8 protein-coding genes are annotated in these 8198 nt (G+C 46.6%); 6 read left to right on the forward strand and 2 right to left on the reverse strand.

What is annotated here, in order from left to right:
• Positions 1–592 (reverse strand): hypothetical protein (locus tag AC1WIP_RS07765; protein ID WP_481141315.1); only part of this gene is annotated, 592 nt, incomplete at its 3' end.
• Between the two features lie 212 nt (positions 593–804).
• On the opposite strand from AC1WIP_RS07765, the gene AC1WIP_RS07770 reads away from it, so the two are divergent.
• From AC1WIP_RS07770 to AC1WIP_RS07790, 5 genes are all read left to right on the forward strand, one after another.
• A complete protein-coding gene (locus AC1WIP_RS07770; protein ID WP_481141316.1) occupies positions 805–1056 on the forward strand; it encodes a hypothetical protein in 252 nt (83 codons plus the stop codon).
• Between the two features lie 14 nt (positions 1057–1070).
• Complete coding sequence (locus AC1WIP_RS07775) at positions 1071–1553, forward strand: RNA polymerase sigma factor (protein ID WP_481141317.1); 483 nt, start codon at positions 1071–1073, stop codon at positions 1551–1553.
• Positions 1546–2313, forward strand: coding sequence for an anti-sigma-I factor RsgI family protein (locus tag AC1WIP_RS07780; RefSeq protein ID WP_481141318.1), 768 nt, complete (start codon positions 1546–1548; stop codon positions 2311–2313). The genes AC1WIP_RS07775 and AC1WIP_RS07780 overlap by 8 nt, the downstream gene beginning before the upstream one ends.
• Before the next feature lie 131 nt (positions 2314–2444).
• Entirely contained in the window at positions 2445–3935 is a 1491-nt protein-coding gene (locus AC1WIP_RS07785) for a sensor histidine kinase (protein WP_481141319.1), read from the forward strand.
• A gap of 31 nt (positions 3936–3966) precedes the next feature.
• Entirely contained in the window at positions 3967–4659 is a 693-nt protein-coding gene (locus AC1WIP_RS07790; RefSeq protein ID WP_481141320.1) for a response regulator transcription factor, read from the forward strand.
• Positions 4660–4723: 64 nt separating this feature from the next.
• On the opposite strand, the gene AC1WIP_RS07795 is transcribed toward AC1WIP_RS07790, so the two are convergent.
• A complete protein-coding gene (locus AC1WIP_RS07795; protein ID WP_481141321.1) occupies positions 4724–6928 on the reverse strand; it encodes an extracellular solute-binding protein in 2205 nt (734 codons plus the stop codon).
• Positions 6929–7099: 171 nt separating this feature from the next.
• Between AC1WIP_RS07795 and AC1WIP_RS07800 the strand changes: the two genes are divergently transcribed.
• Positions 7100–8198, forward strand: a 1099-nt coding sequence (locus tag AC1WIP_RS07800; RefSeq protein WP_481141322.1) for an RNA methyltransferase, incomplete at its 3' end; no start/stop codon positions are given.

Below are 8198 nucleotides of genomic sequence, written 5' to 3' on the forward strand. Positions count from 1 at the left end.
ATGTATATATGTATATTTTTTTTAAATTACTTTCGAAGTAGAGGATATTCTCTAGATTTTCCTGTATGGTGCACCCCTTTTTCTTATAAATAAAAAGCGCCCTTTTCTGGATAAGTAGTCTGAAAAATTTATTTAGCTCTAAAAACAGCAATTCTTTTGCAATGGGGACAGTTAAAATAGCAAACGGTTTGCTATCAAATAATTCTAAAAAATTAAATGGTTTTTCTGAGATATATATAATTTCCAAAGAATGATTTTCCATATTTTGGCGAATAAATTGGCCATATTCTATACTGTTAACATACTCTGAAGAAACATCTAAAAACAGTAAATTGCAAGATGATTTCTCTAGAATAGGTAATAATACTTCCTGACACGAATGCCTTATATGAATGGAAATCCTTTTTTTATAAGAGCTTTCATAATCCTTGATGTGTTTGGAAAGCTGACGGCATAAAATATGATTGTTTGAACATATTATAATATTAGCAGAAAAAAGGTCTCCTCCTTCCCACGAAGAATACCAAAAGTTTTTATCCTTCATCATAAAATTCCCCTTTCTGATAAAGTATATTTTCCCCACTTCAATCATAACCCTTCCCGTTCTTGTCTGTCCACAAAATCCTGTTTCAAATCTTCATTTTTCGAGAATTTTTTTAATGATAATATTTCTAGCGCTTATACATCCGGAAAAAAATATGCTAAAATAAAAAAAATTGGAAAAAAATGAATGGATTACAGTCTGCCAATCGTATGATAGGTGAAGTCAGAAATATATAAGCAGTCAAAAAGGAGGAATGACCTATGAAACGAAAAATTAAAATGGCAGCAGCTGGTGCATTAGCGGCAGTGATGCTGTTATCCATGGGAACAACAAGCGTGCTTGCGGCCGGCCCGGGAGCAGGATACGGGCGGGGATTTGTTGATGCGGACAGCGACGGCATCTGTGACTATGCGGGAAGTGCCTGCCGCTATATCGACTTGGATGGTGACGGGATTTGCGACAACTACGGCGCCAGACAGGGAAGAGGGTTTCGCGGAGGGAGAAACAGATAGCAGGAGACAATGGGATGCGGAGTGAACAAGAGGTAAACAGGGCAATCGAACAGTATTCTGACATGGTCAGACGGCTCTGCATGATACATTTGAAAAGCTATGCCGATACCGAGGACATATTTCAAACTGTGTTTTTGAAGTATGTCCTTAGCTCCGTTTCCTTTGAAAACGAGGAACATGAGAAGGCATGGCTTATCCGTGTTACAATCAATGCCTGTAAGGACCTGCTCAAAAGCTTTTTCCACAGTCGAGTCACGTCATTGGACAAAATTTTAGAGCAGCCTGCGCAAATACAGGAGGATCACAGAGAAGTATTGGAGGCCGTATTGTCCCTCCCAGAAAAATACAGAGAGGTTATCTATCTGCACTATTATGAAAACTATACCGCACCGGAAATCAGCCGGATTTTAGGGAAAAAGGTAAATACCATTTACACGCTCCTTACTCGTTCCAGGCATATGCTTCGGGAAAAGCTGGGAGGTGATGAATATGAATGAAAAACTGAAAGAAGCCTTCGGACAGATAAAGGCAGAAAAGGAATTAAAAAGTAAAACCAAGGATTTTATTTTTCAGAGAACCAAAGGCTATACACGGGGGAAAATTGTAAATTACAAGCGTCTTTCAGCCGCATTTGTGTGCATGGCGTTTCTGCTGATTGGAGGATATTGGCTTTATTTTGTCCCCACAGTGCAAATCAGCATAGATATAAATCCATCCATGGAATTAGGAGTGAATCGCTTTAATCGTGTCATTTCCATTGAAGGCTGCAACGACGACGGGCAGGAACTGATAAGTGACCTCGATCTAAAATTTATGAATTATTCTGAGGCAGTAAACCAAATAATGGAAAGTGAAAATATCGCTTCTTTATTATCCAATGATGAGATAATGACCATTGCTGTCATCGGAACAGACGACGCGCAATCGGAAGAAATTTTTTCTGACATACAGTCCTGCACGGCTGGAAGAAATAATGCCTATTGCTATTACGCCCATTCCGAGGAAGTGGAGGAGGCCCACGAAGCCGGACTTTCGTATGGAAAATACAGAGCATTCCTGGAGGTACAGGCACTTGAACCCGACATTACTATTGATGAAATACAAGACATGACAATGCGGGAAATCAGAGATTTGATAGATGAACTGTCAGATGGACAGGAGAGGGAAGAGGATGATTCGGGAAACAAAACAGGTTATCAACACAGAGGAAATGGAAACGGACAGGGGGAAAAGAATAGGTGGGGAAAAACAGATTAAGGTCTTTTATTTTTAGATTTTTTTTATGATAAAATTCCCCGGTTTTTACACATTGAAGAAAAGAATGTGATATAATAAATTTGCTTTGGAGAAATTTGTTTTGCCGTAAGGTGCCTGGAAAGGAAGATCACATGAAATTTAAAACTCGTCTGCGGGTAACCTTTATCACAATTATAATGCTTCCGCTGGTGCTGACAGCTATCGCCTTTATCATCATAGGAATTTATCTCATGAACATCCGTCAGGGTTTTTCTCTGGATGCCTTTGACTATTCCATGATGTCAGAGGGTATGGATGCCTTTGTCAATACCACGGATGAAGCTTATTATGTGCTTTTGGAGCAGGCCGAAGAGGATCCTTCCAGGCTGGAGGACAAGGAGTACCTGGAGATGATAAATTCTGAGGTGTCCCGGAAATCCACCTATCTTCTGGTGAGAAAGGGCGATGAGATTTACTATGCAGGCAATGAAGCCGCCGCCAGGCTCATTTTTCAGAAGCTGCCGGACTACGGTGAGGGAGAGCTGAGCGAGGATTCCGGGGTTTATTTTAATGAACTGGAAAAATACGTAAAGCAGATTGATTTTACCTTTTCCGATGGAACGCAGGGCAGCGTTTTTGTGGTAACAAAAATGAACGCCCTGATTTCAAAGCAGCTTTTGATCGATATGTTTATTGCCATACTGCTGATTTTGGTGTTTACCAGCATGATGCTCACTCAATGGATCCAAAAAGGGGTATTCAATCCAATTGACCAGCTGAATGTGGCCATGCGCAAAATCAAGGAGGGCAATTTTGACTATGCCCTTCAGACGGACGCCAAGGGAGAGATCGGGGATCTTTACCGCAATTATGAGGATATGCGGCTGCGCCTTAAGGAATCCACGGAGGAAAACCATCAGCACGAGGTGCAGAATAAAGAGCTGGTCAGCAATATTTCCCATGATCTGAAAACACCCATCACGGCTATCAAGGGCTATGTGGAGGGCATTATGGACGGTGTTGCGGATACTCCGGAGAAAATGGACAAGTATATTAAAACCATTTATAATAAAGCAAACGATATGGATAAGCTGATCAACGAGCTGACACTCTACTCCGGAATTGACAACAACCGCATTCCCTATAATTTTCGCCGGATCAATGTGGCGGATTATTTCGGGGACTGTGTGGAGGAGATCGGACTGGATCTGGAATCCAAAAATATAGAGCTGAATTATTCCAACATGGCGGATCCTGATACTGTGGTTATCGCAGATCCGGAGCAGATGAAAAAGGTAATCAATAATATTATAAGCAACAGTGTAAAATATATGGATAAACGCCACGGTGAAATAGATATCCGCATTCTGGATGAGGTGGATTCCATCCGGGTGGAAATTGAGGACAATGGCAAGGGGATTGCCCAGAAGGATCTGCAGAAAATTTTTGAACGCTTTTACCGGACGGATGCTTCCCGCAATTCCGCTCAGGGGGGAAGCGGCATTGGGCTTTCCATTGTAAAGAAAATCATTGAGGATCACGGCGGATATATCTGGGCCACCAGTAAGGAGGGGGAGGGGACCTGTATGCACTTTGTGCTGCGAAAGTACATTGAGCTGCAGCCCCAGGAAACAGTGGCATAAGGCGCAAAGCAGCGCAGAAATGAGGTAAAGTATGAGCAAAATTTTAATTATCGAGGACGAAGTGGCAATCGCGGATCTGGAAAAGGATTATCTGGAGCTTAGCGACTTTCAGGTGGACATCTGCAACACAGGGGACGAGGGCCTTAAGACCGCATTAAGCGGTGACTATGATCTGGTGGTGCTGGATCTGATGCTTCCCGGAATAGATGGCTTTGAGGTGTGCAAGAAAATCAGAGAGGAAAAAAATATCCCTATTCTCATGGTGTCCGCCAAAAAGGATGATATTGATAAGATCAGGGGACTGGGACTGGGGGCAGACGATTATATGACAAAGCCCTTCAGCCCAAGCGAGCTGGTGGCTCGTGTGAAGGCGCATCTGGCACGGTATGAGCGCCTGGTGGGTGCCAATCAAAAGCCCCAGAATGATATTGTGGAGATCAGGGGAATCCGCATCGACAAGACAGCGAGACGGGTTTACGTGGACGGGGTGGAAAAAACCTTTACCACTAAGGAATTCGACCTTTTGACCTTCCTTGCGGAAAATCCCAATCATGTATTTACCAAGGAAGAGCTGTTTCGGAAAATCTGGGATATGGATTCTATCGGAGACATTGCCACTGTCACCGTCCATATCAAAAAAATCCGGGAAAAAATTGAGAAGGACACCGCAAAGCCCCAGTATATTGAAACTATCTGGGGGGTGGGCTACCGCTTTAAGGTGTAATATTTGTGCCGCGCAGAATAGAAAATCTGCGCGGCCTTCTTTTCGCTGTGCTTTTCAGCCCCGTTTACATTTCATTGAAATAGAGCTGTATCCGGTTCTGGATAATTTCTGCAGCCTCCGGGGCTGTTTTGTCTCCGGAAAGAAAGGCGTCTATTTCTTCAAACAAAACCTCGCTGATCACTCTATTGTTTATGCTCTGGCTTACATACATATGCTCTGCCATAAACCGAAGAGCGTCCTTTTCCTGTTTGGTGACAGCATCCCACATATATTGGGCCCTCTGGCCATGGGGCTTGTCCAGATACGCCTCAAAGCAGTCTTTTCTCACTGGGAAGCCGCGGCCGCTTTCCCCGTACCAGCTCTGCTCCGCTTCTGATAAAAGGTATTCTATAAAAGCCCAGGCGCCGTCCTTGCACTGGGAGTTGCTGTAGATGGCGAGCTGCTGTCTGGGATCCAGCACATGAAAGGGGCTGCCGTCAGTGGTGGGATAGCCTACACTTTTTGCCTGACCTTGATATTTCGCGGCGGTGGTGTGGTAGTCGTAGGGGGAGTAATAGGAGGCAAACCGTATCAAAAATTCCCCGGAGGTAAAGGCGTTTATTTCATCGTCCTGGTAAGTGACTTTGGGATAGTTGATTTGATCAGAATCCTGCAGGTGCAGGGTTCCCATCTGCTCCAGCAGGCGGATAAATTCCTCACTGTCAAAGCTGCAGGTTTTCTCCTCCCAATCAATAAAGTCGTCCAGGCAGGCTGTGGTGAGAATCCGGAATACATTGGAATATTGATAGTATTCCAATGGACGGCTTTCCGGATAGTCCTCTTCCAGGGCAAAAAAATCCTCCGTTGTCCAGCCCTGTGCAGAGAGATTTTCTGCCCGGCAGTCCAGCGTATAAAAATTGAAGCTGACCACAGCGCCGCAGAAACGATCCCCCACAAATCCAGCCTCCCAGACGGCAGGCAGCAGATCCTCCCTTGACACCACACTGCTGTTTTCAAAATAAGGCTCCAAATCCTCCAAAAGCCCCTTTCCCGCCAGAAGCTCGGGGGTAATCCATTGAATATCTAAAAGGTCCGGAATCTGCCCGCTGCCGTACATCATGGCTTCCTCCAGCATGCCGGTGTCATAGGTGATAAGCTCCACGCTGTATTCCCTGCTGTTTCTGTTAAAGCCAAGCACTAAGCGATCCATGTCCGCATAGGGCGAAACGCCGAGAAGCACAGTCTGCTTCTGCGGAAGGTAAGCCTGATCCACATAAACAATTCTGGCACTTTCCGCCACAGAGGAGCGCCAATCATACAAAAGCACTTCAAGATCTGCAAGATCAGAACTTTGCCAGTCTGCAAAACGGATATCCTCCACACAGGAGCCGTCTATATTGATATTGGCGTCCTGCCAGTCAAGGAGCAGCTCCCCCTGGCTGCTTTCGGGGTCGTAACGCCAAAGACTGCGGCTGGTGGAGAGCAGAATTCCCTGCTCGTAGCCGCTGAAAAGGGCATAATTGCCGTGGGGAATATCCAGAAAATCCGTCATTTTTCTGGTTTCTGCCGCACCGAAATAGCCTCTTTCCATGTCTGCCCTCTGCAAAAGCATGATATCATCTACGCTTTGGTAATCCTGCTGCCACAGATAGGATGCTCCGTCCTGCCCTGTGACAAGCGCCCCCTGGGAAAGCTCTGTGGGGGAGGCGCCTATATACTCCCCGGCAGTGTTGAAAAAATAACCTATGCCATTGCTTTGGTCCAGCAAAAGGACATTTCCGCTGGAATCCGCAAAGCCCTTGGTCAGATAGGCCGGAGAGGGAACCTGCAGGGCTGAGGCGGGAAAATAATTACAGTAAAGAATTTCTCCGGCAGCGCTTTGCTTCTGCAGATAAAGGCTTTCATCGGACAGACGCATGCCAAACAGGTACAAATTGTCATCCCTGTCGGTGAAAAACAGATAGAGATATTCCTCTTCTGCGTCTGTCTGCTTCAAAACCGCAGGCTGTGTGCCCGCGTCTATTGGGGCCTGCTGCAGAAAAGACTGCATATTTTCCGACCCTTCTGGAGTAAGGTATTCCCGGTATATTAAAGTATCCTCCACCCAGCAATAAGCATTGATGGGGTCAAAGGGTGCTTTCACCTGTACAAATTCTGCAGTGGGAACCAGAATGCCGGAGGGCTTTATGGGGCTGTTGTCCGAAGGGGAGCTATCCCCGCCCTTTTGGCCACAGCCAAAGAGACAGAAAAGCAAAAGGAAAAGACAGCTGCCTAAAATTCTTTTTTTCATATTTCCTCCAATCCGCCGTAAAAGTACCATGGTACTTTTATAATTATAGTATAAGGAAGGATGGAGCGCTTCGCAACTATATTCTGGTGCAGACAGAAAATGAATGTGGTATAATCCCTGTAAAGATGCTGTCAGCTTTTAGCCAGACAAAGCGATAAGGAGGATGAAGCTATGCTGCCCCAGCCTTTTTTGGATAGAATGAAGGGTTTGCTTGGAGAGGAATATGAGGCGTTTGTAAAAAGCCTTACACAGGAAAGCTGTCAGGCCCTGCGTGTGAACCCAGCAAAGGTGGATCGGGAGAGTCTTCCCTTTCACCTGACGCCTGTCCCCTGGGCAGAGGGAGGCTATTATTATGAGAAAGAGGATCAGCCGGGGAAGCATCCCCTCCACGAGGCCGGGGCCTATTACATTCAGGAGCCCAGCGCCATGGCGCCTGCACCACTTCTTGCACTGCAGCCGGGGGAGAGGGTGCTTGACCTGTGCGCTGCTCCCGGGGGGAAAAGCACACAGCTGGCTGCCTGTCTTAAGGGAAAGGGCCTTTTGGTGTGCAATGAGGTTCATCCTGGCAGAGCCAGAATTTTGTCGGAAAATATAGAAAGAATGGGTGTGAAGAATGCCTGTGTCACCAATGAAGCCCCAGAGGCGCTCGCAAGGCTTTTCCCCGGATATTTTGACGCCATTTTGGTGGACGCTCCCTGTTCGGGGGAAGGGATGTTCCGAAAAAATGAGGAGGCCTGTGGGGAGTGGAGCCCGGAGAACGTGGAGCGCTGTGCCCGCCGTCAGGATGAGATTCTGGAACAGGCCGCCGAAATGCTTCGGCCTGGGGGCAGGATGGTCTATTCCACCTGCACCTTTGCGCCCCTGGAAAACGAGGGAAGCGTCAGCCGATTTTTAAAGAGGCATCCGGAATTTTCCATTGTGCCGGTGGTTCAGGAACGGTTTTGTCAGGGGGGCCAAAAGGAGACGGCCTGCCAGGGGAGGCCCCAGTGGATTGAAAACCCGGCTCCGGGACTGGAGGGCGCTTTGCGCCTGTGGCCCCATCATGTGAAAGGAGAGGGGCATTTTGCCGCCCTTCTGAAAAAGGCGGGAGAACTGGAGGAAGGACTGCGCCCGGAGGGGAGAAACGGTCTGGAAAAGGGCTTGCCGGAGAAGGAGCTTGGAGAGTGGACGGCCTTTCAGAGAGAATTTTTGAAATGGTCTTTTTCCGGGAAGTATTTGAAATTCGGAGATCAGCTTTATCTTGCGCCTGGGGAGCTGCCAAGCCTTAAGG

The organism is Acetatifactor sp., from assembly GCF_982438285.1.

What these genes read in the sequence shown, in the direction of transcription:
- AC1WIP_RS07790 (WP_481141320.1), top strand. Translation starts at nt 3,967, where the DNA reads ATGAGCAAAATTTTAATTATCGAGGACGAAGTGGCAATCGCGGATCTG.
- AC1WIP_RS07770 (WP_481141316.1), top strand. Translation starts at nt 805, where the DNA reads ATGAAACGAAAAATTAAAATGGCAGCAGCTGGTGCATTAGCGGCAGTG.
- AC1WIP_RS07780 (WP_481141318.1), top strand. Translation starts at nt 1,546, where the DNA reads ATGAATGAAAAACTGAAAGAAGCCTTCGGACAGATAAAGGCAGAAAAG.
- AC1WIP_RS07785 (WP_481141319.1), top strand. Translation starts at nt 2,445, where the DNA reads ATGAAATTTAAAACTCGTCTGCGGGTAACCTTTATCACAATTATAATG.
- AC1WIP_RS07775 (WP_481141317.1), top strand. Translation starts at nt 1,071, where the DNA reads ATGCGGAGTGAACAAGAGGTAAACAGGGCAATCGAACAGTATTCTGAC.
- AC1WIP_RS07795 (WP_481141321.1), bottom strand. Translation starts at nt 6,928, where the DNA reads ATGAAAAAAAGAATTTTAGGCAGCTGTCTTTTCCTTTTGCTTTTCTGT.